The following is a 25,235-nucleotide window of genomic DNA, read 5'->3' as shown; positions in this document are numbered from 1 at the left end:
GATGAGCAAGTCCATCGTTGCTGCGTTGCAGATCGGCGCCTTACCCGGCGGCAAGGCCGAGACCCTGGCGCAGATCCTGTCTTACGAGTCGGCCATTCGCGAGGCGGGCGCCAGTGTAGTGGTGATGCCCGAAGCCTTGCTCGGCGGCTACCCCAAGGGCGAGACGTTCGGCACTCAACTGGGTTATCGCCTGCCTGAAGGGCGCGATGCTTTCGCTCGCTACTTTGAAAACGCAATCGATGTGCCGGGTGCCGAAACCGACGCCCTCGGCGAGCTGTCGGCGCGTACCGGAGCCAGCCTGGTAATCGGTGTGATCGAGCGTTCAGGCAGCAGCCTGTTCTGCACCGTGCTGTTCTTCGAGCCGGAGGGCGGGCTGGTCGCCAAGCATCGCAAGCTGATGCCCACCGGCACCGAGCGGCTGATCTGGGGCAAGGGCGACGGTTCGACCTTGCCGGTCATCGACGCGAAGGCCGGGCGTATTGGCGCCGCTGTCTGCTGGGAAAACCAGATGCCGCTGCTGCGCACGGCGATGTACGCCAAGGGCGTGCAGATCTGGTGTGCGCCGACGGTGGACGAGCGGGAGATGTGGCAGTGCACCATGCGCCACATTGCCCAGGAAGGCCGGGTGTTTCTGATCAGCGCCTGCCAGGTTCAGGACTCGCCGCAGGCGCTGGGCCTCGACGTTGCCAACTGGCCTGCCGAACGTCCGCTGATTAATGGTGGCAGTGTGATCGTCAGCCCCATGGGCGAGGTGCTGGCAGGGCCGCTGGTGGGCGAGCGCGGCCTGCTGACCGCCGAGATCGACACCGACGAACTGGTGCGCGCCCGCTACGATTTCGACGTGGTCGGCCACTACGCGCGGCCGGATGTATTCGAATTGGTGGTAGATGAGCGGGCCAAGCCCGGGGTGCGGTTCGTCAAGGACTGATAGGTTTCCAACCTCTGCCACGGGAGCGCTTCTGGCCGAAGGCCGTGGGAGCGGGCTCGCCCGCGAAAGCGGCGTGCCTGACGCTCCGATGTTGTCTGACCCGCCGCTTTCGCGGGCAAGCCCGCTCCCACAGGGACGAGGGAGCCTGTCGCCAGGTGTCAGATCACCATCCCGCAGGGACGGGGGAGTCTGTCGCCAAGCCTCGGATCACCACTCCCCACTCGCCGGCTGCGGCAGGCTCAGGGTTCCGCTGTCGTAGAAACGCATGGTGCCGAACAGTCCGCCCGCCAGCTTGCCGTGCAGTTCATAGGGCAGGTTGTCCAGGCCCTGGCGTTCTGTCAGCCCGACTGCCTGACGCAATGCGGCAAACGCCGAAACGGTCACCGGCACGGTGAGGACGCCTTCGGAAAAACGCCCGATGGTGCCTTTCTGGTCGCTGACGCCGGAGGCCAGCAGCTTGCCGTTGACGTCCAGGTTCAGTGCCACGCCGTCGTACTGGATGTCCACGTCGTTGGGGTTCTGCAGGCGCAGTTTCACGGCGAAGCGCACTTCCAGGTCCTGCCCTTGCAGCGGCTCGATGCCCACCACGTTGATGTTCAACGGATCGCGATTGGGAAAAAGCGCACAGGCGCTCAGGGCCAGAAGCAGCACACAGGTACACAGGGTGCGGAAGGGGTGTCGCGGCATTGACGGCGCTCCGGTTGCCAAGGCGTGGCAGAGGCGCGATTGCGCCCCTGCCATTGAGCCTAGCGGTTCAACTCTGCGACCGCGCGCGCCGACAGAGGTTCGCTGTCGCCCGGCTGTTGCGGGTCTTGCAGGACCTTGACGGTGGAAGCCTCGGGGTCGAACTCGGTGACTTCCTCTTCATCCTGGTATTCCTCCGGCAGGAAGATATTGAGGATGATCGCGCAGAAGGCGCCCACCGTGATGGGCGATTCGAAGATGTTGTGCAGCGCCTTGGGCAGTTCGCGCAACACCTCAGGCACCGCCGCCACGCCCAGGCCCATCCCCAAAGAGATCGCCACGATCAGCATGTTGCGCCGATGCAGACCGGCCTCGGAAAGGATCTTGATCCCCGCCACGGCCACGGTGCCGAACATGATCAGCGTGGCGCCGCCCAGTACCGGTTTGGGCATCAATTGCAGCACCGCGCCGATGATTGGGAACAGCCCCAGCAACACCAGGATGCCGGCAATGAAGAACGCCACGTAGCGGCTGGCCACGCCCGTGAGCTGAATCACCCCGTTGTTCTGGGCGAAGGTCACCATCGGCAGGCTGTTGAAGGTGGCAGCCATCGCCGAGTTGAGGCCGTCGGCCAGCAAGCCCGATTTGATCCGGCGGATATACACCGGGCCGCTCACCGGCTGTTGGGAAATCATCGAGTTGGCGGTCAGGTCGCCCGCAGCTTCCAGCGGCGAGACCAGGAAAATCACCGCAATCGGAATGAAGGCCAGCAGGTCGAACGAGAAACCGTACTTGAACGGCACCGGAATGCTCATCACCGGCACATTCGGCATCTTGGCGAAATCCACCCGGCCCAGATACCAGGCCACGAAGAAGCCCAAAGTCAGGCCGATGATGATCGCCGAGAGGCGCAGCAACGGAATATTGAAACGATTGAGGATCACGATGGTAGCCAGTACCAGGCCGGCCAGCCCCAGGTTGGTGGCCGAGCCCAGGTCGGTGGCGCCGAAGCCGCCGGCCATGTCAGTCATCGCCACCTTGAGCAGCGACAGGCCCATCAGGGTGATGATGGTGCCGGTCACCACCGGGGTAATCAGCTTGCGCAGCTTGCCGATGAACTGGCTCAGGGCGACTTCGATGAACGCCGCGCAGAAGCACACGCCGAAGATGGTCGAGAGGATTTCCTCGGTGCCGCCGCCGCGGCTCTTGACCAAAAAACCGGCGCTGAGGATCACGCTCAGAAACGAAAAGCTGGTGCCTTGCAGACACAACAGTCCCGAGCCGATGGGTCCGAAACGCTTGGCCTGGACGAAGGTGCCCAGGCCTGAGACGAACAGCGCCATGCTGATGAGGTAGGGCACTTCACTGTCCAGCCCCAGAACGCTGCCGACGATCAGGGTAGGGGTGATGATGCCGACGAAGGACGCGAGAACATGTTGCAGCGCGGCGAAGATCGCCGCCGTGAAGTGCGGTCGGTCGTTGAGGCCGTAGATCAGGTCTGTCTTGCGGGACGCAGGGTGCGTCGGGGGCGTGCTGTGAGCTGTGGTCATGGTTAGCCTGCCTGTTGTTTTTATTCGGTCGTGGGCTTTGCAGTTGACGCTGGCCTGGCCTGTATACAAAAGCTGTCTACTGGGTCAGGTTTTGCGACTCTACAACATGTCGACACATTGAAAAACAATTCATTTGCAGATTGTGTACAAAAAGATGCCATGAGCGAGAAGCAGGGCCGTAGGAAAAGGCCGCGCAGAATGCCAGAAAATGCTTCGCGGGTCTGCGATACCCGCTTATTCTGTCGCACTGAACCTGAGCCGCACCCGGGCGTCCAACCTGACGCACGGTTTCGGGCCGCGACCGCATTCAGACTCTACAAGGAGGTTTCAAACGGGGTGTATCGATCTTGATGAGCACTGTAGAGCCATTTCCATTGACAGACCTGCAAATCGCGCTGATTTCCCGGGCGCTGGCGGACAGCAGGCGCTATCAGATTCTGCTGCAGATCAGCGCGTCCACGGAGCCGGTGCCCTGCGCCGAACTGCTCAAGGTGCATCCGGTCAGTGCCGCCACGGTGTCCCACCACACCAAGGAGCTGGAGCGAGCCGGGCTGATCAACACCCTGCGCGAAGGCAAGTACGCCCGGTTCGCCATGCAACGCGACGTGTTGCGCGCCTATGCGCAGCAGTTGATGCAGTTCTGCTGAAGTTCGGCCGAGGCGAGCTGGTCAGTCATCATATAAAGGTCCTTGACCGTTATCGGCATACGCCAGTAAATTGCCCGGCCTACGCTTTTCTTCCTTCTCCTGCCTGCGACAGGCGCATTCGGAGCTTCTTTATGTACCCAGACGTTCAGCTGTACATCGACGGCCAATGGCGCGCCAGTGAAGATGGTCGTACCATCGCCGTGCTCAACCCGGCCACCGGCGAAACCCTGGGCACCGTTGCCCATGCCTCCGTTGCCGACCTGGACCAGGCGCTGGCCGCCGCCGAGCGCGGTTTTGAAACCTGGCGCAGCACGCCGGCCTATGATCGCTACAAGATCATGCAAAAAGCCGCCAACCTGCTGCGTGAACGCGCCGACCAGATCGCTCGCATCATGACGCAGGAGCAGGGCAAGCCACTGGCCGAAGCTCGCATGGAAACCCTGTCCGCCGCCGACATCGTCGACTGGCTGGCCGAAGAGGGCCGTCGCGCCTATGGCCGCCTGGTGCCCTCGCGCAATGTTTCGGTCGAGCAGAAAGTCATCAAGGAGCCGGTAGGTCCAGTGGCTGCCTTCACGCCTTGGAACTTCCCCATCAACCAGGTGGTGCGCAAGCTGTCGTCGGCACTGGCCGCCGGTTGCTCGATCATCGTCAAGGCCCCGGAAGAAACCCCGGCGTCCCCTGCAGAGCTGATCCGCGCGTTCATCGATGCGGGCGTTCCGGCCGGTGTGATCGGCCTGGTGTTCGGCGACCCGGCGCAGATTTCCAGCTACCTGATCGCCCATCCGACCATCAAGAAAGTGACCTTCACCGGCTCCACCCCGGTGGGCAAGCAACTGGCCGCGCTGGCCGGTCAGCACATGAAGCGCGCCACCATGGAGCTGGGCGGTCATGCGCCGGCACTGGTGTTCGACGACGCCGACATCGACCTGGCCGCCCGTACTCTGGCAGGCGCCAAGTTCCGTAACGCAGGCCAGGTGTGCGTGTCGCCGACCCGTATCCTGGTTCAACGTGGCGTGTATGAGCGGTTCGTCGAGCAGTTCGTCGGTCTGGCCCGTGAAGTGAACGTGGGCAACGGTCTGGAGCAGGGCGTGACCATGGGCCCGCTGGCCAACGAGCGCCGTGCTCCGGCACTGGCGGCGCTGGTCAAGGATGCCTGCGAGAAGGGCGCGAAGCTGGAAACCGGTGGCAAGGCGATCGACGGCCCTGGCTACTTCTTCGAACCGACCGTGCTCAGTGGCCTGACCACCGACATGCGCGCCATGAGCGAAGAACCCTTTGGCCCGCTGGCGCTGATCGTGCCGTTCGACACGGTCGAAGACGCGGTCAAGGAATCCAACCGCGTGCCGTTTGGCCTGGCGTCCTATGCGTTCACCACCTCGATGAAAACCGCGCACATCCTCAGCACGCGCATCGAAGCGGGCATGCTGTCGATCAACCACCAGGGCATTGGCCTTGTCGAAGTGCCATTCGGCGGGATCAAGGATTCCGGCTACGGCTCCGAAGGCGGCACCGAGGCCATCGAGGCGTACCTGAACACCAAGCTGGTGACGGTGTTCAACCTCTAAGCATGTCGATGCGCCAATCCTTGTAGGAGCGCGCTTGCCCGCGACCGCGGTGTGTCAAATCCGGATGTGTGAATGACACACCGGGGTCGTCCGAATGCGGCCCAGAGCAAGCGCGCTCCTACAGTTCCTGCGCCGAGCCTCTCTTCTCGCGTTTCATCTGCATCACCAGGGTAAACCGGTCATCGGGATACACCGTCTCCGACACGGCAATCAAACCACCCTGATCGTCGCGGTACTGGCGGATGATGTTCAGCCCCAATAAGCCCGCCGCCGCATTCAAACGGGTCGCCAGGTCGGCATTCAACTGCACTGGCCGCACCTGCTGATCCACCGCATCGATCCGCCGCCCGAACTCCCGCTCGATCAACGCCGCGATCAACTCGCCAGGGCACTCCTGGGCCAGAGGAATCACGCTGGCATAGACCTCATCGGCGTACACATCCGTCCAGCACAACGGCGCGTGACGCTGGCCGACATCGACCTTGATGCTCGACATACAGAAGCAATGTGAACCCGGCTCCAGCCCCAGACGCCGGGCCTGGGCGATGTCCACCACGAAGTGCTCGACCTGCTGCACATCGCGGATATGGGTTTCGGCCACATGCACCAGATCCGCCACCGACGCCAGCGACTGCGAATAACCCCCACTGGGCGTCGCCGCTTCGACACGGGTGCCGACACGCTTGCGGCGCGACACCATGCCCTGGTTCTGCAACTGGGTAATGGCCGCGCGCACGGTGTGGCGGCTGACCTCGTACAGCTCGCACAGCTCGAACTCCGTCGGCAGCAGTGAACCCACCGGATAGCGGCCGTTACTGATGCCTTCCATCAAGTCCCTGGCGACCACGGCGTAACGCGTTTGATTGATGCCTTCCATCGAGCTCTCCCAACGACGAGTTGACAGTGTATCAGGGCAGGGGGTAATAATTATGTACGGACATAATAAATATGTACGGACATAATAAATATGTACGGCCAATAACAACATTTGGGACCCTCTTCATGTCCACTACCGTTTTTGATTCCGCCCTGTTCCGCGACATGTTCGGCACCGCCGAGATGCGTGAAGTGTTCTCCGACAAGGCGCTGATCGAGCGCTATATCGAAGTCGAAGTCGCGCTGGCCCGCGCCGAAGCCCGCTGCGGCGTGATCCCTGCCGAGGCCGCTGAACAGATCGCTGCCAGATCCACCTTCGAATCCCTTGACCTTGCGCTGATGCAGCACGAGACCGAGATCGTCGGTTACCCGATCCTGCCGCTGGTGGAGCAACTGTCGAAAACCTGCGGTGAGGCCGGGCGCTACGTGCACTGGGGCGCCACCACCCAGGACATCATGGACACTGCGGTCGTGTTGCAGGTCCGTGCCGCGCTGGCGCTGATCGAGCGTGACATCCAGGCCGTGCGTGGCCTGCTGGCCGGTCTTGCGCAGAAGTACCGCGACACGCCGATGGCGGGCCGTACCCATCTGCAGCACGCCTTGCCGATCACCTTCGGCTACAAGTGCGCGGTGTGGCTGAGCATGTTCGACCGGCATGCCGAGCGTCTGGTGGAGCTGCGTCCGCGGGTGGAAGTGGGGCAATTCGCCGGCGCGGCGGGCACTCTGGCCTCCCTGGGCGACAAAGGGCTGGAAGTGCAGGAAGCGCTGATGGATGAACTGGGCCTGGGCGTTCCGCAGGCGACCTGGCACGTGGCGCGCGACGGCCTGGCCGAAACCCTGAACTTCCTCGGCCTGGTCACCGCATCCCTGGGCAAGGTGGCGCTGGACGTCATGATGATGATGACCAGCGAGCTGGGCGAAGCCTACGAGCCCTTCGTCAAAGGCCGTGGCGCCAGCAGCACCATGCCGCAGAAGCGCAACCCGATCTCCTGCGAGCTGATGTACGCGGCGGCCAAGGGCGTGCGCCAGCAGGCGGGGTTGATGCTCGATGCGATGATTCAGGATTTCGAGCGCTCCACCGGGCCCTGGCAGGCGGAATGGATTGCCATCCCTGAAGCCTTCGCTCTGAGCGCCGCCTCCCTGGGCCAGGCCAAGTTCATGCTGGCCGGCCTTGAAGTGCGCCCGGAGCGCATGCTCAAGAACCTCAACATGACTCAGGGTCTGATCGTCGCTGAAGCGGTGATGATGGGCCTGGCGCCGGCCTTGGGGCGCCAGTTGGCCCACGACGTGGTGTACGCCGCCTGCCGCGTGGCCAACGACGAAAACATCAGCCTGCTCGACGCGCTGGTGGCCCAGGGCGCAGTCACCGAGCGCCTGGACCTGGCCGAACTGCAACGCCTGACCGACCCCTGCAATTACCTGGGCCTGGCGCCGCAGATGGTCGATCGCGCGCTGGCCCGTGAAGGTTCGGTCAAGCGCTGACCGGTTGAACCGGGCCTGCCAGGTTGCAGGCCCGGTGTTTCGCTATCTGTGCCCGATAAAAACAATGAGAGCGCCAACATGTCTTCTACCGGTAAAAAACCGTTCTACCGCGACCTGACGTTCCAGGTCGTCGCGGCCATGGTCCTGGGCATCGCCTTTGGCTTTATCGCCCCGGAAACGGCGGCCAGCTTCAAGATCCTCGGTGACATCTTTCTCAAGCTGATCAAGACCGCCGTCGCGCCCTTGGTGTTCTTTACCGTGGTGCACGGCATCGCGTCGGCGGGGGATATCAAACGGGTGGGCAAGCTTGGCCTGCGTGCGCTGATCTACTTCGAAGTGCTGTCCACGGTGGCGCTGGCCATCGGCCTGATCTGGGGCAACCTGCTGAACATCGGCTCGGGCATGCACGACGCCCATCCGAGCAGTGCGACCGCTGCCGCAGCCAGTGCCGCCGTCGCCAAGGGCCATGGCCCGGCATCGACCATGGATTTCATCTACGGCATCTTCCCGGACAACTTCGTCGGCGCGTTCGCCGGTGGCCAGTTGTTGCAGGTGCTGGTGATTTCCGTGCTGTTCGGCTTCGCGCTGCTGGCGCTCAAGCCCGAGCGTCGTGAAGTGATCGAGGACGGCCTGACGCGCATCTCCGAGTGCTTCTTCGAGTTCATCAACCTGATCATGAAGTTCGCCCCATTAGGTGCCTTTGGTTCGGTGGCTTACGCGGTGGGCAGCAACGGCACGGCGGTGCTGATGTCGCTGGCCAACCTGGTGCTGATGTTCTACGTGGCGATCTTTTTCTTCATCTTCGTGATTCTCGGCGCGGTGTGCCGGTTGTCCGGCTTCAGCCTGTGGCGCTTTTTGCATTACATCAAGGATGAAATCTTCATCGTGCTGGGCACAGCGTCTTCGGAAAGCGCGCTGCCGCGCCTGTTGCAGAAACTGGAGAAATTCGGCTGCTCCAAACAGAGTGTCGGCCTGGTGCTGCCCACCGGGTATGCGTTCAACCTGGACGGCACTTCCATCTACATGTCCCTGTGCGTGCTGTTCATCGCCAATGCCTACGGCGTGCCTCTGGGCTGGGAGCATCAACTGGGGATCATCGCGATCATGCTGGTCACCTCCAAAGGTGCAGCGGCGGTGTCTGGCGGCAGTTTCGTGGTGTTCGCCGCCACCGTCACGGCGGTCGGCGTGCTGCCTGCCGAAGGGCTGGCGCTGCTGTTTGGCGTGTACCGCTTCATGTCCATGGCGATTGCCACCTGCAACACCATCGGCAACAGCGTCGCCACCGTCGTCGTGGCCAAGTGGGCCGGGGAGTTCTCCGAGCAGACCGCCCGTGAGGAATACCGGCGTGAATTGGGCCGTGCGCCGGGGGCTGCGCTATGACCGGCACGCGGATCGAAAACGATGCGTTCGGCCCGGTGACGATCCCGGCCAATCGCTACTGGGGCGCGCAGACGCAGCGTGCCCTTGAGGTCTTCGGCAATCACGGTGAGCGTTTCGCCCCGGCGTTGATTCACGCCTTCGGCTTGCAGAAGATTGCCGCTGCGCGGGCCAACCAGCGCCTCGGCGTGTTACCTGAGGACATGGCCCACGCTATCGAGCAGGCGGCGCAACGGGTGGCGGCGGGGGAGTTCGATGAGCATTTCCCGCTGACGGTCTGGCAGACCGGTTCCGGCACCCAGACCAACATGAACGCCAACGAGGTGATCGCCAACCTGGCCAATCTGACGCTGGGCGGCGAGCTGGGCAGTAAACACCCGGTGCACCCCAACGATCACGTCAACCGTTCGCAGTCGTCCAACGACAGCTTTCCCACGGTGATGCACCTCTCAGCCACTTTGCAGTTGCGCGACGCTCTCTTGCCCGCCTTGAGCGAGTTGCGCGATGCACTGGCGGACAAGGCTCAAGCCTGGGCCGGCGTGTTGAAGATAGGTCGCACCCACATGATGGACGCGGTGCCGATGACCCAGGGCCAGGCCTTCGATGCCTTCGCCCGGCAGATCGGCCATGGCATCGACCGTCTCCAGGGCTGCCTGCCGCGCTTGCGCGTATTGCCCCAGGGCGGCACGGCGGTGGGCAGCGGGCTGAATGCGCCAGCGGGGTTCGATCAGGCGTTCTGCGAGGAACTGAGCCGGATCACCGATGAGCCGTTCAGCCCTAACCCGAGCAAGTTCGAGGGCATGGGCACCCATGATGCGCTGGTGGAGGTCTCGGGGGCGCTCAACGTATTGGCCGTGTCCCTGAGCAAGATCGGCAATGACATCCGCCTGCTGGGCTCAGGCCCGCGCTGTGGCCTGGGGGAGCTGCTGTTGCCGGACGACGGCCTGACCTCATCAATCATGCCCGGCAAACGCAATCCCACTATCGCCGAAGTACTGGTGCAGGCAGCCATGCAAGTCATGGGTAATCACACCACCATCACGGTGGCGGGGGCGTCCAGTGCGTTCGAGCTGAACGTGGCCAAGCCGGTGCTGATCCACAACCTGTTGCAGTCCATTGGCGTGCTCGCCCATTGCGTCGGGATCTTTACCGACAAGCTGGTCAAGGGGCTGGAGGTCAATCATCGGCAACTGGCGGCCAACCTGGAGAACGCACTGCTGATGGCCACCGTGCTCAACCCGCTGCTGGGCTACGACCGCGTCGCGCAGATCACCCGCAAGGCCGCAGAAGAAAGCATCTCGCCCAAGGCCGCAGCGGTGGCGCTGGGGTTCATCACAGCCGAGGAATATGAGCGGCAGGTGAGGCCGGAATTGATGGTCTGAACTGAAGGGTTTGGGTGTAATCACCGGCCCCTTCGTGGGCAAGCCCACTCCCACAGATTAGAAGTCGTGCCGCAACTGATCGGACACCCCCGAACACTGTGGGTGCGGGCTCGCCCGCGAAGACTGAGCCCCTGCCGCAACACATATGGTGGCCCACCGGGCCCCGTCGTGGGCAAGCCCACTCCCACAGATTAGAAGTCGTGCCGCAACTGACCGGACACCCCCCGAACCCTGTGGGAGCGGGCTCGCCCGCGAAGACTGACTCACTGTCGCAACACATGTGTTGGCCCACCGGGCCCCGTCGTGGGCAAGCCCACTCCCACAGAGTGCGCCTAGGTGTAGTGGACTGCGTTGTGTAACGAGCTCGGACCGACTGGGACAATAGTCAGTCCCCCTCAGGCAACCAGACAGCATCCCACAATGGGTAGTCTCCTATGCGTCGCACCAAGCCCGCCCTGAGTGGGTTGGCCACAATGTAACGAGCGAAATGGATCAGGTCGTCTTCATACCTCACAGCGATATCGTGATAACCCGGCTGCCAGATCCTTCCTTGGCGGCCGGTCACCTTGTTGACAGCAATGGCTGTTCTTGATTTGACCCGCCTTACGATATCCGGCAGCGATCCTGTCGCCAGTTCGACCAGCCAGTGAAAATGGTCAGGCATGACGACCCATGCCAGAGATTCAATGAGCCCCAGCGCCTCTGCTTCCCGCATTTCCTGGACCAACAGCCTGCCTAATCGCAAGTCTGCAAAATCCTGGCGATGACTCTCCAGGCGAGAAGTGACCAGATACATTCCGCCCACTGCGGAAAATCGACCGGTCCGCAGACGATGTGACTTTGATTTTCCAGTCATTTGCAGTTCTCCAACCCACATTGCAAACGCCAATCTAGTCCGGTCATAGAACGCTGATGCAGAGCGTGTTTTGCCTGACGTTTCCGGGTGAGCAATCCCCTGTGGGAGCGGGCTCGCCCGCGAATCGGAGTCACTGTCACAAGATATGTGGGGCCTGATAGCACCCTTTCGTGGGCAAGCCCACTCCCACAGTTCTGCGTCGTGCGCCGACTCGGGACCACCCGAAAACCCGTAGGAGCTTAGTGTCGGAGCCTGCAGGTAATGACTGAACTCCTGCCACGCCCCCGAACTCTCAACCCAGAGACCACCGGGGCAGGGATCGGGCATGAATAACACCGGCACGCTGTTCGAAACCGATCTGCCTGCGCGGCTGGACCGGTTGCCGTGGGGGCGGTTTCATACGTTGCTGGTGTTTGCGCTGGGCATCACCTGGCTGCTCGACGGCCTTGAGGTGACCCTGGCCGGGTCGGTGTCCGGGGCGTTGAAGGAAAGTCCGGTGCTGCACCTGAGCAATGCCGACATTGGCCTGGCCGGTGGCGCGTACATTTGTGGCGCGGTGCTGGGGGCGTTGTTTTTCGGTTGGCTGACTGACCGGCTCGGGCGGCGCAAACTGTTCTTCATCACTCTGGCGCTGTACATCAGCGCGACGGCCGCCACGGCGTTTTCCTTCAGTCTGTGGAGCTTCATGCTGTTTCGCTTCCTCACCGGCATGGGCATCGGTGGCGAATACACGGCGATCAATTCCACCATCCAGGAGTTCACCCCGGCGCGCTTTCGTGGCTGGGTCGACCTGACCATCAATGGCACCTTCTGGATTGGCGCCGCGCTGGGTGCCGGTGGCTCGATCCTTTTGCTCGATGCCGATGTGGTGGGGGGCGATCTGGGGTGGCGCTTGTGTTTCGGCATCGGTGCGGTGCTCGGGCTGGTGATTCTGCTGATGCGTCTGTGGCTGCCGGAAAGCCCGCGCTGGCTGCTGATCCATGGCCAGGCCGAGGAGGCGAGGGTGATCGTCAAGGGCATCGAGCAGCGCTTGCGCGAGCAGGGCCACGTGCTCAAGGATCCCGAAGGCCCGCCGTTGCGCCTGCATGCCCGGGACCACACGCCGCTCGGTGAAATCTTCGACACCCTGTTCAACGCCTATCGGCAACGGGCGCTGGTGGGCATGACGCTGCTGACCGCCCAGGCGTTCTTCTATAACGCGATCTTCTTCACCTACGCCCTGGTCTTGACCGAGTTCTATGGTGTGCCGTCGGCCTCCATCGGCTGGTATGTGCTGCCGCTGGCGCTGGGTAATTTCTGCGGGCCGCTGTTGCTGGGGCGGCTGTTCGATGTAGTGGGGCGGCGGGTGATGATCAGCCTCACCTACGCGGTGTCGGCGGTGCTGCTGTGCATCAGCGGCTATCTGTTCGAGCAGGGCCTGTTGAGCGTCACCCAGCAGGCCATCGCCTGGATGATCATTTTCTTCTTCGCTTCGGCGGCGGCCAGTTCTGCCTACCTGACCGTTGCCGAAACCTTTCCGCTGGAAATTCGCGCATTGGCGATTGCGGTGTTTTACGCCTTTGGCACGGCGTTGGGCGGGATCGTCGGGCCAACCCTGTTTGGCGAGTTGATCGACAGCCACCAGCGCGGGCCAGTGTTCATCGGCTACCTGATCGGCGCGGCGTTGATGTTGCTGGCAGCGGCGGTGCAGGCGATCTGGGGCGCGGCGTCGGAGCGCAAGTCCCTGGAGCAGGTGGCCCGGCCGTTGTCGCAGGCCAGGGATTAGCCGGCCTCTGCCGGTAGGCGTAGGAGCGCGCTTGCCCGCGACGGCGTCGTGTCAGCCGCCGTCAATGTCACAGGCCTGACGCCATCGCGGGCAAGCGCGCTCCTACAACATCAACGGCGGGCATCAGACTGGTCAGTTTTCTTCAATACCGCCCAACCCCCACCCCTTTAACCTCTGGCTCATTCAATGAACGGAGAACACTCTGAATGAACCTGATGATGTCCATGGCCGCCTTTGCGCTGGCCGCGTCGATCTCCCCTGGCCCGGTGAATGTGGTGGCGCTCAGCAGCGGCGCGCAGTTCGGGCTGCTGGCCAGCCTGCGGCATGTACTGGGTGCGACGGTCGGCTTTGTGCTGTTGCTGGTGTTCACCGGCTTTGGGCTGCACGAAGTGTTGCGTCAGTACCCGGTGCTGACCGACATCATTCGCTGGGCCGGTATGGCGTTTCTGGTCTATCTGGCCTGGAAACTGGCGCTCGACGACGGTCGCCTGGACGTCGACCAGCCCACCCAATCCCCCTCGTTCTGGCATGGCGCTCTGATGCAGTGGCTCAACCCCAAGGCATGGCTGGCCGCCGTGGCAGGGATGGGGGCGTTCGTCGCCGATGGCGAAGGGCGGTTGATCGGGCTGTTTGCGCTGATCTATTTCGTGATCTGCTACCTGTCGGTGGCCTGCTGGGCCTACGCCGGCGCCTTCCTCGGGCCCTGGCTGCGCAGCCCGCAGCGCATTCGCACGTTCAACCGCAGCATGGCTGCCATGCTGGCCGGGTGCGCGGTGTCGCTGTTGTACGTCTGATCACTGGCGGTATTGGCCGGGCGTGGCCGCCAGGTGCTTCTTGAACACTCGCTGGAAATGCGCCTGGTCGGCAAAGCCGTTCTGCTGGGCGATATCGGCGATTGCCTCGCCCTCGCGCAGTTGCCCTTGGGCATGCTGGATGCGGCGGTTGATGAGGTAGGCGTGGGGCGTCATGTGGTAATGCTGCTCGAAGGCACGAATCAGGTAGGCCTCGGAAAGGTTCGCCACCTGGCAGATGTCCTCGAGCCTCAAGGCTTCAAGAAAGTGTGCGTTGATGTAATCAGCTGCACGCTCAAGCCTGGCATTGACCTTCTTCAGCGGCGCGTCGCAATCGCCCAGGCGCTGCTGCATCAGGGTGAAGAAACCAATGGCCGCTTCGTGTTTCTGCAGCGATTCCAGTGCCGGATCGATCAACACCCGGTGCAGCGCCAACAACCTGCTGAACAGCTCGGGATCCTCACTTGAGATCGGCGACAGCGGCCGGAATCCCTCCACACCGCAAGCCTGTTGCACTCGGCCCAGCCACTGCGTATCGACGTACAGCATCACGTAGGACCACGGCTGGTCATCGATGGGATTGCAGGCGTGGACATCCCCCGGATTCATCAGCACCAGGGTGCCGGTGCGGATGGTCTGGGTGGTCTTTTCATGCAGGTAGGTGCTTTGCCCGGCGGTGATGGCGCCGATGGAAAACACTTCGTGGGAATGGCGCGAGTAACAGACTTTGCGCCCGTCGGCGATGGAGCGGGCTTCGATGAAGGGCAGGGCGGCATCCCTCCAGAACACCGGGGTTGCATCGTTGCTTGCCGGGTTCTGGAGAGGCATGTCAGGTCATCCTTTGCTGCGCGTGCAGCTGCTGAAAATGTCCAGCGCGGGCTGGTATTCGGTGGTCGAGACGCCGAGCAAGCCTAGCACCGAATGGAACAGGTAGTCATGGCTCAGGTCCGGCTGCTGCTGTTTGGCGGCCAGGCACGTACGGTCGACATTGGCGTCTTCCAGTGTCTGGTTGCCGAACCACATGACCATCGGCACGTGGGTCTGGGCACTCGGCGCGATGGCGTAGGGCGCAGCGTGCAGGTAGATGCCGTTTTCGCCCAGGGATTCGCCGTGATCCGACACGTAGATCATCGAGGTGTCGACCTTGTCCTGGTTGCGCTTGAGCAACTCGATGGTCTGCGCCAGGAAATGGTCAGTGTAGAGGATCGTGTTGTCGTAGACGTTCTTCAGCTCGTCAGAAGTGCAACTGCCCAACTGGTTGGTGCGGCACACCGGGGTGAAGCGCTCCATGGTCTTGGGGTAACGGTCGTAGTATTCCGGACCATGGCTGCCGTCGGAGTGCAGGACGATGATCGCGTTGTCCGACAGGGTATCGATGTACTCCTGCAAGCCCACCAGCAGCGATTCATCCAGGCAGTTCTGGCCGTCGCAGAAGGGGCTGTTCTGGGTTTTCGGAATATCGCTGTGGGGCACGCGCAGGCAGGTGCCCTTGCAGTCGCTGTTGTTGTCCAGCCACACCACCTTCAGGCCCGCGCGCTGCAGCATGTCCAGCAGGCCCTCGTAGGTCTTGCCTTTCTTGTCGCTGTAATCGGTGCGCGGAAACTTGGAGAACATGCACGGCACCGACACGGCGGTCGAGGTGCCGCAGGAGGCCACCTGGGTGAAGTTGAGGATGTCCTGTTTCTTCAGTTCCGGGTTGGTCTCGCGCTCATAGCCGTTGAGCGAGAAGTGGTCGGCGCGGGCGGTCTCGCCCACCACGAAGATCATCAGGCTTTTCTTCGGACGTTGCCGGGCCTGGGCGGTGAGGGCCGAATCGGCGCCTACGGTCTGGATCTTCACCGTCTCCTTGATCGCCACGGTCTGCTTGGTCAGCTTGCCGATGGCGTAGATGTAGTTGGTGGGGTTGATGAAGTGGGTCAGCTTGTCTTCATCGCGAAAGATCGGCGCGTAGGTCGAATAGAACGGGCCCACGGATGCAGCGATTACCAGCACGCACCCGATGCACACCAGCACCTTGTTGACCAGGCCCGGCAGCACGCGGCGGTAGGTCACCGGCCACAGCCAGATCAGGGCGATGGGCAGCGCACCAAGCAACAGCAGGTAGACGAACAGCTTGCCGCTCACCAGGGCCTTGGCTTCGCCGGGGTTGGTTTCCAGCACGTTCTGCATCATCACCGTGTCGATGGTGATGCCATAGCTGTTCATGAAATACGCCGCCGCCGCCGAACACAGCGCCACCAGGCTCAACACCGGCTTGAGGGTTGGCCGGAACGAGAACGGGGTCAGCAGCAGGGTAATGGCGGCCCAGAGAAAGATCGCAAAAGAGGCGTAGAACGCCGCGACCTTGATGCCTTGCAGCTGGGTCAGGCCGACCAGCGCGTGCCAGGTGGCCAGGTTGTAGAACACCACCATGCACAGGGAAAACAACATGACCAGGCGGGTAGAGGTGACGGGTTTGAGCCTTGAACGCATTTCCATATAAAGCACTACTCGAAGCACAGCCTGCACATACGTGGCATCGAACCTGTCCGTGGGATCGGCACGTCAGACAAACCTGTCATGGCAGGTGGGGGTGGTTAAGGGCGAGGATCGCGCGGAGTGTTTCAAAATATTTGTGAAGAATTTGTGAATCGAGCGTAGTCCAGCAACCCGGTCCTGCACTGTTTTTGAAAGGCAGGTTGTGCGCGCAGGGCTTTTTGCTAGCCTGCGTGGGAAGCTATTACTCTGATATCACCGAAGCCAAGGAGGTTGTGGATGAAACTCATCGGTATGCTGGATTCCCCTTATGTGCGGCGAGTCGCGGTCAGCCTCGCACGCATGGGGATCGCGTTCGAGCATGAGCCGGTTTCGGTGTTTCGCGGCATGGAGCGCTTTCGTCAGATCAACCCGCTGATCAAGGCGCCGACCTTCATCACCGATGACGGCACGGTGCTGATGGAGTCGAGCCTGATCCTCGATTATGTCGAATGCTTCAAGGGGCCGGGGAAGGGCTTGATGCCCACTTCACTGGCCGAACGCACCCGGGTCCTGCGCCTGTCGGGGCTGGCGCTGGTGGCCTATGAAAAGGCTGTGCAGATCTACTACGAGCGTAATCTGCGGCCAGAGCAAATCCAGCACGGGCCGTGGGTGGAACGGGTCAGCGAACAGTTGAAGACCGCCTGCGCCGAGCTCGAGCGTGAGCTGCGCGAGCAACCGCCCAGTGCCGGACCGGACATCGGCCAGGACGGCATCAGCATTGCCGTGGGCTGGAGCTTCATTCAGCTGGTAGTGCCGGATCAGGCCAGTGCTCAGGAGTATCCGCTGCTGGCAGCGTTCAGTGCCGAGGCCGAGCAGCTGGAAATCTTCAGCCGTTTGCCAATGGTCTAGTAAACCGCAGCCATAAAAAAACCGCTGTCACCTCAAGGGCGACGGCGGTTTTCTGTCTCGGAGCCGCTTACTTGCTGTCAGGCAGCGCGTAGGCGATCACGTAGTCGCCACGGTCAGCCGACTGGCGAGCGCCGCCGGCGGTGATGACGATGTACTGCTTGCCGGTCTTCGGCGAGACGAAGGTCATCGGGCCGCCCTGGCTGCCCACCGGCAGGCGGGCTTTCCAGGCTTCTTCACCGTTGGCGCTGTTGAAGGCGCGCAGGTAGTAGTCCTGGGTGCCGGCGATGAAGATCAGGCCGCCTTGGGTGGAGAGGGTGCCACCCAGCGTCGGCATGCCGATCGGCAGTTGCATGTGCATCTTGATGCCCATGGGGCCGGTGTCCTGCACGGTGCCGACCGGCACTTGCCAGGCGATCTTCTGGGTCTTCATGTCGATGGCGGTCAAGGTGCCGAACGGTGGCGCCTGGCACGGAATGCCGGCTACCGACAGGAAGCGGTTCTTGTTCACGGCATACGGGGTGCCCTTGAGCGGGACCGCGCCCATGCCGGTGTTCAGCGCTTCGCCGCCGCTGGAGGCCTTGGCGTCTTTCTGCTGCGGCACCATCTGGCTCCACAGGCCCAGACGCATGTCGTTGACGAAGATGAAACCGTGGACCGGGTCGGTCGACAGGCTGCCCCAGTTCATGCCGCCCAGCGAGCCCGGGAAGCTCAGGGACACGTCAGTACCTGGCGCTGTGTAGAGGCCGTCGTAGCGCATCTTCTTGAACGAGATACGGCACAGCAGCTGGTCGAACGGCGTGGCGCCCCACATGTCCGATTCGGTCAGGGTCTGCGCGCCGATTTCCGGCATGCCCACCGATTTCGGTTGGGTCGGCGAATACGGCTCGTTGGGGATGTTCGATGGCTTGACCGGCACTTCCTTGACCTCGGTCAGCGGCTGGCCGGTGTGGCGATCGAGCACGTAGATCTGACCGGCCTTGGTGCCGATCACGACGGCCGGAACCTTGCTGCCGTCCTTTTTGGTGAAGTCGATCAGGCTTGGCTGCATCGGCAGGTCGAAGTCCCACAGATCGTTGTGCACGGTCTGGTAGACCCACTTCTGCTCGCCGGTGGTGGCGTTCAGGGCCAGCACGGACGCGCCGTAGGTGTGGTCGAGCTGGGTGCGTTCAACGCCGTAGATGTCGGTGGACGAGCTGCCCATCGGCAGGAACACGGTGTTCATCGCCGGATCGTAGGACATCGGCGCCCAGCTGTTCGGCGTGCTGCGCACATAGGTGCTGTCGCCTTCCGGGGCTTTTTTGTCTTCAGGGTTGCCCGGATCGAACGCCCAGCGCATTTCACCGGTGACCACGTCAAAACCGCGAATCACACCGCCTGGCATGTCGGTCTGCACGTTGTCGGCGACACGGCCACCAACGACCACTGTGGTACCGGCCATCAGCGGCGCGGACGAGAGTTGGTAGTAGGAGTCCGGCACCTTGCCCAGGCCGGCTTTCAGATCGACCTGGCCGTTGTCGCCAAAGCCTTTGCACAGCTCGCCGGTGTCGGCATCGACCGCGATCAGGCGTGCGTCGATGGTGTTGGTCAGCAGGCGACGCGTGCAGTTGGCGCCTTCAGGCACGGCAACCGGTGCGGCGGGAGTGCTGCCATCGGTGGGTTGCGCAACGGCGGCGGTGGCGTCGAAGTACGCCAGGCCACGGCAACGCTGCCACACGGCGGACTTGGCGTTGGTTTCGTGCTTCCACAGCTCTTTGCCGGTGTCGGCGTCCAGCGCGATGATGTTGTTGTGCGGGGTGCAGATGAACACTTTCTCACCGATCTGCAGCGGGGTCATCTGGTCTTCGGCACCGTTGCCGTCGCTGATGGCCACGTCACCGGTGTGATAGGTCCAGACCGGCACCAGTCTGGACACGTTGCTGCGGTTGATCTGATCCAGCGCAGCGAAGCGGCTGCCACCTTCGTCGTTACCGTAGTGGGCCCAGTCTTTCTGCGCCTTGGCCGGGTCGACCTTGGTCAGCTCCGGGCCGTTGCCGGTGGGCGATACCGAGGCGTGAGGCTGGAACATGCCCCAGAAACCGGCAGCCATGGCGATGGCGAGCACGCCACCCAGCGCGTAACCACCCACGCCTCCAGGCAGGCCGTTGGCCTTGCGCAGGGTCGGGTAGACCAGCGCCACCAGCAGGCTCAACACGCCGAGGGCGAACAGGCGCGACACCAGCGGCCAGAACACCAGGCCTGCATCGGACACCGCCCACAGCAGGGTCAGCACCATGACGGCTGCGAACAGCCAGGCACCGGCAACGCGCCCCTTGAACAACAGGAATGCCGATGCGATCAGGCCAAGACCGGCAAGCAGGAAGTACCAGCTGCCACCGAGGGTGACGAGGTAACCGCCACCTGCTGCGAAAAGTAATCCAAATACCAGCACGCCAAGTGCGACGACCCAGATGGGCCAGCGACTGACGGATGCCGAAGGGCGAGACGTAGTCATGTTGCGTGATCCTGCTGACGTTGAGCGTCGTGCGAACGCTCTACGAGGGTGGGAAGAACGGTTTTGCAGTGCGAAGCCCGCATGCGCCGGGAGGCGAAGGGGGTAGCCACACAGGTAATTAACCAGTTAGTTAATTACCTAACTTTAGCAAAAAATCCGTGCCCTGCGGCAAATTGTCCTCGTAATCGATGGATAAACACTGTTGCTTATGGCGTAACAATTGGGTGTGAACCAACCGCGGCCCGAGACGCCCAATGCCAGATACCACCGACGACAGGCCGTTACCTATGACCAGACAGGACATCAGCGAGCTGTATCGCGGCTACATCGATTGCCTCAACCGGCAGGCCTGGCCTGAGCTAGGCCGCTTCGTGCATCAGGAGGCGCAGTACAACGGGCAACGCATCGGCCTGTCAGGCTACCGGGAGATGCTGGAAAACGATTTTCGCGCCATCCCGGATCTGCGCTTCGTGATCGATCTTTTGATCGCGGATCCACCGCACATCGCGGCGCGGCTCTGTTTCGATTGCACGCCTGTAGGGGAGTTGTTTGGCTTGCCGGTTAACGGCAAGCGGGTGAGCTTTACCGAAAACGTCTTCTATGAAATCCGCGACGGGCGCATTGCCCAGGTGTTTTCGGTGATCGACAAGGAGGCGGTCAGGGCGCAGCTGGGCAATGATTCACCCTGACGAGGCGAGCACGTATTGCAGCAAGCGCTGTTGCAGGTGAGGGATGGCGTTGTCCATCGTCAGATTCACCTCGTGGGCGTCCGGCCGCTTCAATGCAGGCGAACGTCTTTGCTCGAATTCGGTAGCACTTTAACGTTTGCCCTCAGGGTCGGACACCCGTATCGAGTGACGACCGGCTGCCTGACGCGGTAAGGTTCGTCCACGCAACGCAGCAGGGGACTGGTCGACACCCGCCCTGAACTGCTCACGCTTGTGCCCGGTCTCATTTTCTCTTCCTTTGCCTTTTCACTGCGCGGCCTGACGCTGCCGTGACTCAATCAAGAGGTTCGTTTCATGACCAAAGCTGCCTACGTTCCCCCCAAGGTCTGGACATACGAGGCACCGTCCGGTGGCCAGTTCTCGAGCATCAACCGCCCGGTGGCCGGCCCCACCCACGAAAAGACCCTGCCGGTGGGCAAGCAGCCGTTGCAGCTGTATTCCCTGGCCACGCCCAACGGGGTGAAGGTCACCATCATGCTCGAAGAGCTGTTGGCCCTTGGGCACAAGGACGCCGAGTACGATGCCTGGCTGATCAAGATCGGTGAGGGGGATCAGTTTTCCAGCGGTTTCGTCCAGATCAACCCCAACTCCAAGATTCCGGCACTGCTGGACCGCAGCGTCGAGCCGCCGGTGCGGGTGTTCGAGTCGGGCTCGATCCTTTTGTATCTCGCGGAAAAGTTCGGCGACCTGCTGCCCAAGGCGCCGGCTGCGCGTACTGAAACGCTCAACTGGCTGTTCTGGCAGATGGGTGCGGCGCCGTATCTGGGGGGTGGTTTCGGGCACTTCTATGTGTACGCGCCGGAGAAGATCGAGTACGCCATCAACCGCTTCACCATGGAAGCCAAGCGCCAACTGGACGTGCTCGACCGCCGCCTGGGTGAGAGCCGTTACCTGGCGGGCGATACCTACACCATCGCCGACATCGCGGTGTGGTCATGGTACGGCCAGGTGGCCTTGGGCAACGTGTATTCGTCCGCCGAATTCCTCGCCGCCCACGAGTACACCCACGTGCAACGCTGGGCCAAGGAAATCGCCAAACGCCCGGCCGTGATCCGTGGCTTGCGGGTCAACCGTACATGGGGCGATGAAGGCAACCAGGTGCCTGAACGCCACCAGGCATCGGATCTGGATTGACATGACGAATATCTGTAGGAGCGCGCTTGCCCGCGAAAGCGGTGAATCAGGCGCCATCGAGGCGTCAGGGCTGACGCCTTCGCGGGCAAGCGCGCTCCTACAGCTTATCGGTGCCCCCCCGAATTTGAGACCGCCCCGATTCCGTAGCGGGGGTATCTTCAGTCACTGCATGGGCCAGAATTTGTAGGAGCGCGCTTGCCCGCGAAAGCGGTGAATCAGGCGCCATCGAGGTGTCACGGCTTACGCCTTCGCGGGCAAGCGCGCTCCCACAGGTTATCGGTGCACCTCCCGAATTTGATCGCGCCCCGATTTCGTAGCAGTCCGGCTTGCCGGCGTCGGCGTCTTTGAAATCGCCGACGCCGGCAAGCCGGACTGCTACGGGGTTAACTGCGCAAATCGGTGTGTTTGTCTCCGCACGGCACCTTGTCTTGTTCTGCGGGGTGAAATTCGCCCTCCAGGTTCTGCTCGTCCAGGCGCAGGGTCAGCGCCTGTTCAATGCCGGCGACGGCTGCGGTGTCGTGCAGGTCGTCCACCAGCAACCAGAGCCTCGGCAGGTTCTGGAAATACACCTCATCGATTTCCACATCCCGGGTCAGCTCGCGGTCAACGCGCCAGAGGCACATGCGTTGCGCGGTTTCGGGGTCCTGTGGCCAGCGTTCGGAGGTGGTGATCCAGACTTCGTGATAATCGTGCAGATCGGTCTTACCCAGTTTTTCCAGCGAGACAAATGTATTCACTGCGTCACCTGTATGCGAGTGGATGCCAACAGACAGTCTCAGCTGTCCATGCGTGCCTCCCCGGTCAGGCCCGTTGCAGAGGCGTACAGGGTATATGGCCCGCTGGGCGCGGGTGAGTTCCATCAAATTGCGCTGACGCTCAGTGCCGATCGATCTGCCGCCGGTCCGGGCCATCTCCCGGGCTGTTGATCTTGATGTGCCGCGGGCGGATCTCGTCTGGCACCACGCGCAGCAAGAAGATGATCAACAGGCCGTTTTCGAAGGTCGCGCCCTGGACTTCGATATGGTCAGCCAAGTGAAACACCAGGCGAAAGGCGCCATGGGCGATGCCCTGATGCAGGTAGGTGGCGCCGGCGTCTGCCGAACGCTCGCCGCCGCAGACGATCAGCACGCTTTTTTCGATCCGCAGGTCCAGGTCGTCCGCCGACAGCCCGGCGGCCGCGACCACGATGCGGTAGTGATCGTCGCCGTAGCGCTCGATGTTATGGGGTGGATAGCAGGTGCAGGGTTCGTTGTGCAGGGCCGACTCGAACAGGTCGCTCAGCCGGTCGAAGCCTACGGATTGGCGCAGCAGGGGCGCTAGGGTGATTGCAGTCGCCATGTCAAAATCTCCTGGCATTGCGCAAGTGATCAAGACGGAGTCGCTTTCGGGCTCAGTACTGCAATCAGTTAGGCTTACCTGCCGGAAAACACAAGCATGGCGACACATTTTGCGGCAAAGGGCAGGGTGATCTAGCCCTGTGCCGACTCTTCGAAAATAGCCAGAAAGTCCTGCAAGGTGCTTTCCAGATACTTGCCGGCCCGGTAGTCGGCTTTCACGGCGTCACCACCCTCGATGACCGCCTGCGGGCTTTCGACAAATCGTCCGACCGGCTCGAACTGTTCGTCGAGCACCAGCACCAGCGGGATCGAAATGCGCTCAAGGTCCAGGCGCTGCTTGAGTTCATTCTCCGCGCGGCCCTTGGAGATGATCGCCAGGTCGATATTCGCCTTGCCCCGCTGCAGGTAATCCATGACTGCGATGTTGATCTGGCAGTCCGGGCACCACATTTCGCCGACTACCAGCAGATGAAAGGTCGCCTGCACCGCAAGCAGGCGCTGCTGGCTGGCGAGGCTGATGGCCTGCTGCTCGGCCAGCTTGTGCTGCATGTCGCGGATCGCGGCGATTTCTGTCGGGAAACCTCGGGCGACGAACGACTCGAAATGCTCCCCATACTCGAAGAGGTCTTTATAGGACGCCATGGTCAGTGCTCTGTGAAAAACGGATGGCTCATCCCAGCAGAATTGTCGGCGGGCGGCAACCTTTGCGCCAAAAGAGCTTGTTGTTGATCCAGATCACTAATTAGAATCAGTCTCATTTGAGTCGCGCTTTCCTACCGAGTCTTTAGATGTCCGACGCCGCGCCGCCCCCGCAACCCACTCTCGATGCCCTGTATCGCGACCACCATGGCTGGCTCGAAGGCTGGCTGCGGCGGCGCATGGGCAACGCCTGGGATGCGGCCGACCTGAGCCAGGATACCTTCGTGCGGGTACTCGGCAGTTCGCAACCGCTCGGCGAATTGCGCGAGCCCAGGGCCTATCTGCTGACGGTGGGCAAGCGCCTGCTGAGCAATTTCTACACCCGCCGCAGTCTGGAGCAAGCCTATCTGGAGGCGCTGGCGCAGTTGCCACAGGAATGCGTGCCTTCGCCGGAACAGCGCTGGGTACTGCTCGAAACCCTGCAGGCCCTGGATGAATTGCTCGACGGGCTGCCTGCCATGGTGCGTCGGGCGTTTCTCCTGAGCCAGCTGGAAGGGCTGGGCTATCGCGAGATTGCCGAGCGCCTCGACGTTTCCGAGCGCACCGTCAAACGCTACATGGCGCATGCCTATGAGCATTGCCTGTTGGTGGACTGGTGAACCGTGCCGCGCCCGCAGGCCAGGAACGTGAGGTCGTGCGCAAGGCAGCGCAGTGGCTGGCGCTGCTCGAATCGGGGGATGCCAGCGAAGCCGACCGGTTGAGACTGCAACACTGGCGCGACAGCCATGCCAGCCATGAGCAGGCGTGGCAGAAGGTCGAGCAACTGCGGCAGCGCTTCAACGGCCTGCCGACCCGTCTGGCGATGGCGACGCTGGACCGTCCCCAGCCAGGCCGGCGGGCGCTGCTCAAAGGTGCGCTGGGCCTGGCCGCGCTGGCGCCCGCTGCCTGGATGCTCAGCCGCCAGTTGCCGCTGGATGCCTGGCAGGCTGATCTTTCAACCTCGACCGGCGAGCACAAGCGCGTGGTCCTCGCCGATGGCAGTACGCTGGAGCTGAACACCGCCAGCGCGGTGAACCTGGACATGGCTGCACGCCGCCTGACCCTGGTCCGGGGTGAAATCGCGCTCAAGGTACCGGGTGAGTCGGCGCTGACCATCCAGGGGCCGTATGGCCGGGTGGTGGTCAGCCAGAGTGAAGTCTGCGTCCGTCTGAGCCGCGATGACTGCCGGGTGTCGGTGGTCAGTGGCAGGGTCCGTCTGTTGCCGTTGCAAGGGCCTGCACTGTTGTTGGAGGCGGGCCAGCAAGTCGATCTGCAGGTGAGCGGGGCAGGGCCGGTCAGCCCCTTCGACAACATCGCTCCCGGTTGGCGAGACGGTGTGGTGATGGCCCAGAATCAGCCCCTGGGGGATTTCTTGCGCGAGCTGTCGCGCTACCGCACCGGCCTGCTGCGCTGGGAGCCGGAGCTTGAAGCCCTGCGCGTCACCGGCAGCTTTCGCATCGACAACACCGACCGGGTGCTTTCCCTGCTCGCCGCCAGCCTGCCGATCGAGGTAAAAACCCGAACCCGCTACTGGGTAACCCTGGTGCCCCGCGCCAGCCGCGTGTGAGTGGCAACGCGAACCGGGATCGGGGCGGACG

At 62.5% G+C, this 25,235-nt stretch carries 23 protein-coding genes; 13 read left to right on the top strand and 10 right to left on the bottom strand.

Going from position 1 to position 25,235, the window contains the following annotated elements; translation table 11 throughout:
- Position 1 precedes the first annotated feature (1 nt).
- Entirely contained in the window at positions 2 to 928 is a 927-nt protein-coding gene (locus ACIPOO_RS24340) for a carbon-nitrogen hydrolase family protein (protein WP_400610365.1), read from the top strand.
- A gap of 207 nt (positions 929 to 1,135) precedes the next feature.
- Here the strand turns inward: ACIPOO_RS24340 and ACIPOO_RS24335 are convergent, their stop codons facing one another.
- Both ACIPOO_RS24335 and ACIPOO_RS24330 read right to left on the bottom strand, forming a co-directional pair.
- Entirely contained in the window at positions 1,136 to 1,615 is a 480-nt protein-coding gene (locus tag ACIPOO_RS24335; protein ID WP_400610363.1) for an LEA type 2 family protein, read from the bottom strand.
- A 59-nt stretch (positions 1,616 to 1,674) separates the two neighbouring features.
- Positions 1,675 to 3,162: a nucleobase:cation symporter-2 family protein gene (locus tag ACIPOO_RS24330; protein WP_400610361.1), complete on the bottom strand. Its 1,488-nt coding sequence runs from the start codon at positions 3,160 to 3,162 to the stop codon at positions 1,675 to 1,677.
- A 374-nt stretch (positions 3,163 to 3,536) separates the two neighbouring features.
- On the opposite strand from ACIPOO_RS24330, the gene ACIPOO_RS24325 reads away from it, so the two are divergent.
- Both ACIPOO_RS24325 and ACIPOO_RS24320 read left to right on the top strand, forming a co-directional pair.
- Positions 3,537 to 3,809: a helix-turn-helix transcriptional regulator gene (locus tag ACIPOO_RS24325; RefSeq protein WP_274133283.1), complete on the top strand. Its 273-nt coding sequence runs from the start codon at positions 3,537 to 3,539 to the stop codon at positions 3,807 to 3,809.
- 131 nt (positions 3,810 to 3,940) lie between these two features.
- Positions 3,941 to 5,374: an NAD-dependent succinate-semialdehyde dehydrogenase gene (locus ACIPOO_RS24320; protein WP_400610359.1), complete on the top strand. Its 1,434-nt coding sequence runs from the start codon at positions 3,941 to 3,943 to the stop codon at positions 5,372 to 5,374.
- 118 nt (positions 5,375 to 5,492) lie between these two features.
- Here the strand turns inward: ACIPOO_RS24320 and ACIPOO_RS24315 are convergent, their stop codons facing one another.
- On the bottom strand, positions 5,493 to 6,242 hold the full coding sequence (locus tag ACIPOO_RS24315) for a GntR family transcriptional regulator (RefSeq protein ID WP_400610453.1): 750 nt from the start codon (positions 6,240 to 6,242) through the stop codon (positions 5,493 to 5,495).
- A gap of 134 nt (positions 6,243 to 6,376) precedes the next feature.
- Between ACIPOO_RS24315 and ACIPOO_RS24310 the strand changes: the two genes are divergently transcribed.
- From ACIPOO_RS24310 to ACIPOO_RS24300, 3 genes are all read left to right on the top strand, one after another.
- Positions 6,377 to 7,732 carry an adenylosuccinate lyase family protein gene (locus tag ACIPOO_RS24310; RefSeq protein ID WP_400610357.1) on the top strand — a complete coding sequence of 452 codons (1,356 nt, stop codon included), beginning with the start codon at positions 6,377 to 6,379 and terminating at the stop codon, positions 7,730 to 7,732.
- A 78-nt stretch (positions 7,733 to 7,810) separates the two neighbouring features.
- Positions 7,811 to 9,112, top strand: a complete 1,302-nt coding sequence (locus tag ACIPOO_RS24305; RefSeq protein WP_400610355.1) for a cation:dicarboxylate symporter family transporter — start codon at positions 7,811 to 7,813, stop codon at positions 9,110 to 9,112.
- A complete protein-coding gene (locus ACIPOO_RS24300; protein WP_400610353.1) occupies positions 9,109 to 10,491 on the top strand; it encodes a class II fumarate hydratase in 1,383 nt (460 codons plus the stop codon). The genes ACIPOO_RS24305 and ACIPOO_RS24300 overlap by 4 nt, the downstream gene beginning before the upstream one ends.
- A 385-nt stretch (positions 10,492 to 10,876) precedes the next feature.
- On the opposite strand, the gene ACIPOO_RS24295 is transcribed toward ACIPOO_RS24300, so the two are convergent.
- A complete protein-coding gene (locus tag ACIPOO_RS24295; RefSeq protein ID WP_400610351.1) occupies positions 10,877 to 11,347 on the bottom strand; it encodes an REP-associated tyrosine transposase in 471 nt (156 codons plus the stop codon).
- Positions 11,348 to 11,672: 325 nt separating this feature from the next.
- On the opposite strand from ACIPOO_RS24295, the gene ACIPOO_RS24290 reads away from it, so the two are divergent.
- Positions 11,673 to 13,112, top strand: a complete 1,440-nt coding sequence (locus ACIPOO_RS24290; RefSeq protein ID WP_400610349.1) for an MFS transporter — start codon at positions 11,673 to 11,675, stop codon at positions 13,110 to 13,112.
- 206 nt (positions 13,113 to 13,318) lie between these two features.
- A complete protein-coding gene (locus tag ACIPOO_RS24285; protein WP_400610347.1) occupies positions 13,319 to 13,906 on the top strand; it encodes a LysE family translocator in 588 nt (195 codons plus the stop codon).
- On the opposite strand, the gene ACIPOO_RS24280 is transcribed toward ACIPOO_RS24285, so the two are convergent.
- Positions 13,907 to 14,731, bottom strand: a complete 825-nt coding sequence (locus tag ACIPOO_RS24280; RefSeq protein WP_400610345.1) for an AraC family transcriptional regulator — start codon at positions 14,729 to 14,731, stop codon at positions 13,907 to 13,909. It abuts the gene before it with no gap.
- Between the two features lie 6 nt (positions 14,732 to 14,737).
- Positions 14,738 to 16,381, bottom strand: coding sequence for a phosphoethanolamine transferase (locus ACIPOO_RS24275; protein ID WP_400610343.1), 1,644 nt, complete (start codon positions 16,379 to 16,381; stop codon positions 14,738 to 14,740).
- Between the two features lie 276 nt (positions 16,382 to 16,657).
- Here ACIPOO_RS24275 and ACIPOO_RS24270 point away from each other — a divergent pair, with 276 nt between their 5' ends.
- On the top strand, positions 16,658 to 17,269 hold the full coding sequence (locus tag ACIPOO_RS24270) for a glutathione S-transferase family protein (RefSeq protein WP_400610341.1): 612 nt from the start codon (positions 16,658 to 16,660) through the stop codon (positions 17,267 to 17,269).
- 67 nt (positions 17,270 to 17,336) lie between these two features.
- Here ACIPOO_RS24270 and ACIPOO_RS24265 read toward each other — a convergent pair whose 3' ends face one another.
- Positions 17,337 to 19,760: a glucose/quinate/shikimate family membrane-bound PQQ-dependent dehydrogenase gene (locus ACIPOO_RS24265; RefSeq protein ID WP_274136571.1), complete on the bottom strand. Its 2,424-nt coding sequence runs from the start codon at positions 19,758 to 19,760 to the stop codon at positions 17,337 to 17,339.
- A 287-nt stretch (positions 19,761 to 20,047) separates the two neighbouring features.
- Here ACIPOO_RS24265 and ACIPOO_RS24260 point away from each other — a divergent pair, with 287 nt between their 5' ends.
- Positions 20,048 to 20,449 carry an ester cyclase gene (locus ACIPOO_RS24260; protein ID WP_400610339.1) on the top strand — a complete coding sequence of 134 codons (402 nt, stop codon included), beginning with the start codon at positions 20,048 to 20,050 and terminating at the stop codon, positions 20,447 to 20,449.
- Positions 20,450 to 20,782: 333 nt separating this feature from the next.
- Positions 20,783 to 21,622: a glutathione-dependent disulfide-bond oxidoreductase gene (gene yghU / locus ACIPOO_RS24255; RefSeq protein WP_400610337.1), complete on the top strand. Its 840-nt coding sequence runs from the start codon at positions 20,783 to 20,785 to the stop codon at positions 21,620 to 21,622.
- A gap of 383 nt (positions 21,623 to 22,005) precedes the next feature.
- On the opposite strand, the gene ACIPOO_RS24250 is transcribed toward yghU, so the two are convergent.
- The 3 genes from ACIPOO_RS24250 to ACIPOO_RS24240 form a co-directional block, all read right to left on the bottom strand.
- Positions 22,006 to 22,359 carry a hypothetical protein gene (locus ACIPOO_RS24250; RefSeq protein ID WP_274132799.1) on the bottom strand — a complete coding sequence of 118 codons (354 nt, stop codon included), beginning with the start codon at positions 22,357 to 22,359 and terminating at the stop codon, positions 22,006 to 22,008.
- 139 nt (positions 22,360 to 22,498) lie between these two features.
- Positions 22,499 to 22,960, bottom strand: coding sequence for an Hsp20 family protein (locus ACIPOO_RS24245; protein WP_274132800.1), 462 nt, complete (start codon positions 22,958 to 22,960; stop codon positions 22,499 to 22,501).
- A 131-nt stretch (positions 22,961 to 23,091) separates the two neighbouring features.
- Positions 23,092 to 23,601 (bottom strand): thioredoxin family protein, encoded by a 510-nt coding sequence (locus ACIPOO_RS24240; RefSeq protein WP_400610335.1) that lies wholly within the window; start codon positions 23,599 to 23,601, stop codon positions 23,092 to 23,094.
- A 146-nt stretch (positions 23,602 to 23,747) separates the two neighbouring features.
- Between ACIPOO_RS24240 and ACIPOO_RS24235 the strand changes: the two genes are divergently transcribed.
- Together ACIPOO_RS24235 and ACIPOO_RS24230 are read left to right on the top strand one after the other, a co-directional pair.
- On the top strand, positions 23,748 to 24,257 hold the full coding sequence (locus ACIPOO_RS24235; protein ID WP_400610333.1) for a sigma-70 family RNA polymerase sigma factor: 510 nt from the start codon (positions 23,748 to 23,750) through the stop codon (positions 24,255 to 24,257).
- On the top strand, positions 24,254 to 25,204 hold the full coding sequence (locus ACIPOO_RS24230; protein WP_400610331.1) for a FecR domain-containing protein: 951 nt from the start codon (positions 24,254 to 24,256) through the stop codon (positions 25,202 to 25,204). Before ACIPOO_RS24235 ends, ACIPOO_RS24230 begins: the two co-directional genes overlap by 4 nt.
- The last annotated feature ends 31 nt before the right edge of the window (positions 25,205 to 25,235 follow it).

The sequence above is a fragment of the Pseudomonas sp. NPDC090201 genome (genome assembly GCF_044746825.1).
In the GTDB taxonomy this organism is placed as follows: Bacteria; Pseudomonadota; Gammaproteobacteria; order Pseudomonadales; family Pseudomonadaceae; genus Aquipseudomonas; species Aquipseudomonas putida_AD.
The sequence above is the reverse complement of the archived record's forward strand: the minus strand, read 5'-3'. Positions and strand labels throughout refer to the sequence as shown.

Coding starts and splice junctions, on each gene's coding strand:
- ACIPOO_RS24275 (WP_400610343.1), bottom strand. CDS start 16,381: ATGGAAATGCGTTCAAGGCTCAAACCCGTCACCTCTACCCGCCTGGTC.
- ACIPOO_RS24320 (WP_400610359.1), top strand. CDS start 3,941: ATGTACCCAGACGTTCAGCTGTACATCGACGGCCAATGGCGCGCCAGT.
- ACIPOO_RS24310 (WP_400610357.1), top strand. CDS start 6,377: ATGTCCACTACCGTTTTTGATTCCGCCCTGTTCCGCGACATGTTCGGC.
- ACIPOO_RS24280 (WP_400610345.1), bottom strand. CDS start 14,731: ATGCCTCTCCAGAACCCGGCAAGCAACGATGCAACCCCGGTGTTCTGG.
- ACIPOO_RS24305 (WP_400610355.1), top strand. CDS start 7,811: ATGTCTTCTACCGGTAAAAAACCGTTCTACCGCGACCTGACGTTCCAG.
- ACIPOO_RS24245 (WP_274132800.1), bottom strand. CDS start 22,960: ATGGCGACTGCAATCACCCTAGCGCCCCTGCTGCGCCAATCCGTAGGC.
- ACIPOO_RS24285 (WP_400610347.1), top strand. CDS start 13,319: ATGAACCTGATGATGTCCATGGCCGCCTTTGCGCTGGCCGCGTCGATC.
- yghU (WP_400610337.1), top strand. CDS start 20,783: ATGACCAAAGCTGCCTACGTTCCCCCCAAGGTCTGGACATACGAGGCA.
- ACIPOO_RS24260 (WP_400610339.1), top strand. CDS start 20,048: ATGACCAGACAGGACATCAGCGAGCTGTATCGCGGCTACATCGATTGC.
- ACIPOO_RS24340 (WP_400610365.1), top strand. CDS start 2: ATGAGCAAGTCCATCGTTGCTGCGTTGCAGATCGGCGCCTTACCCGGC.
- ACIPOO_RS24240 (WP_400610335.1), bottom strand. CDS start 23,601: ATGGCGTCCTATAAAGACCTCTTCGAGTATGGGGAGCATTTCGAGTCG.
- ACIPOO_RS24335 (WP_400610363.1), bottom strand. CDS start 1,615: ATGCCGCGACACCCCTTCCGCACCCTGTGTACCTGTGTGCTGCTTCTG.
- ACIPOO_RS24290 (WP_400610349.1), top strand. CDS start 11,673: ATGAATAACACCGGCACGCTGTTCGAAACCGATCTGCCTGCGCGGCTG.
- ACIPOO_RS24295 (WP_400610351.1), bottom strand. CDS start 11,347: ATGACTGGAAAATCAAAGTCACATCGTCTGCGGACCGGTCGATTTTCC.
- ACIPOO_RS24270 (WP_400610341.1), top strand. CDS start 16,658: ATGAAACTCATCGGTATGCTGGATTCCCCTTATGTGCGGCGAGTCGCG.
- ACIPOO_RS24300 (WP_400610353.1), top strand. CDS start 9,109: ATGACCGGCACGCGGATCGAAAACGATGCGTTCGGCCCGGTGACGATC.
- ACIPOO_RS24330 (WP_400610361.1), bottom strand. CDS start 3,162: ATGACCACAGCTCACAGCACGCCCCCGACGCACCCTGCGTCCCGCAAG.
- ACIPOO_RS24265 (WP_274136571.1), bottom strand. CDS start 19,760: ATGACTACGTCTCGCCCTTCGGCATCCGTCAGTCGCTGGCCCATCTGG.
- ACIPOO_RS24235 (WP_400610333.1), top strand. CDS start 23,748: ATGTCCGACGCCGCGCCGCCCCCGCAACCCACTCTCGATGCCCTGTAT.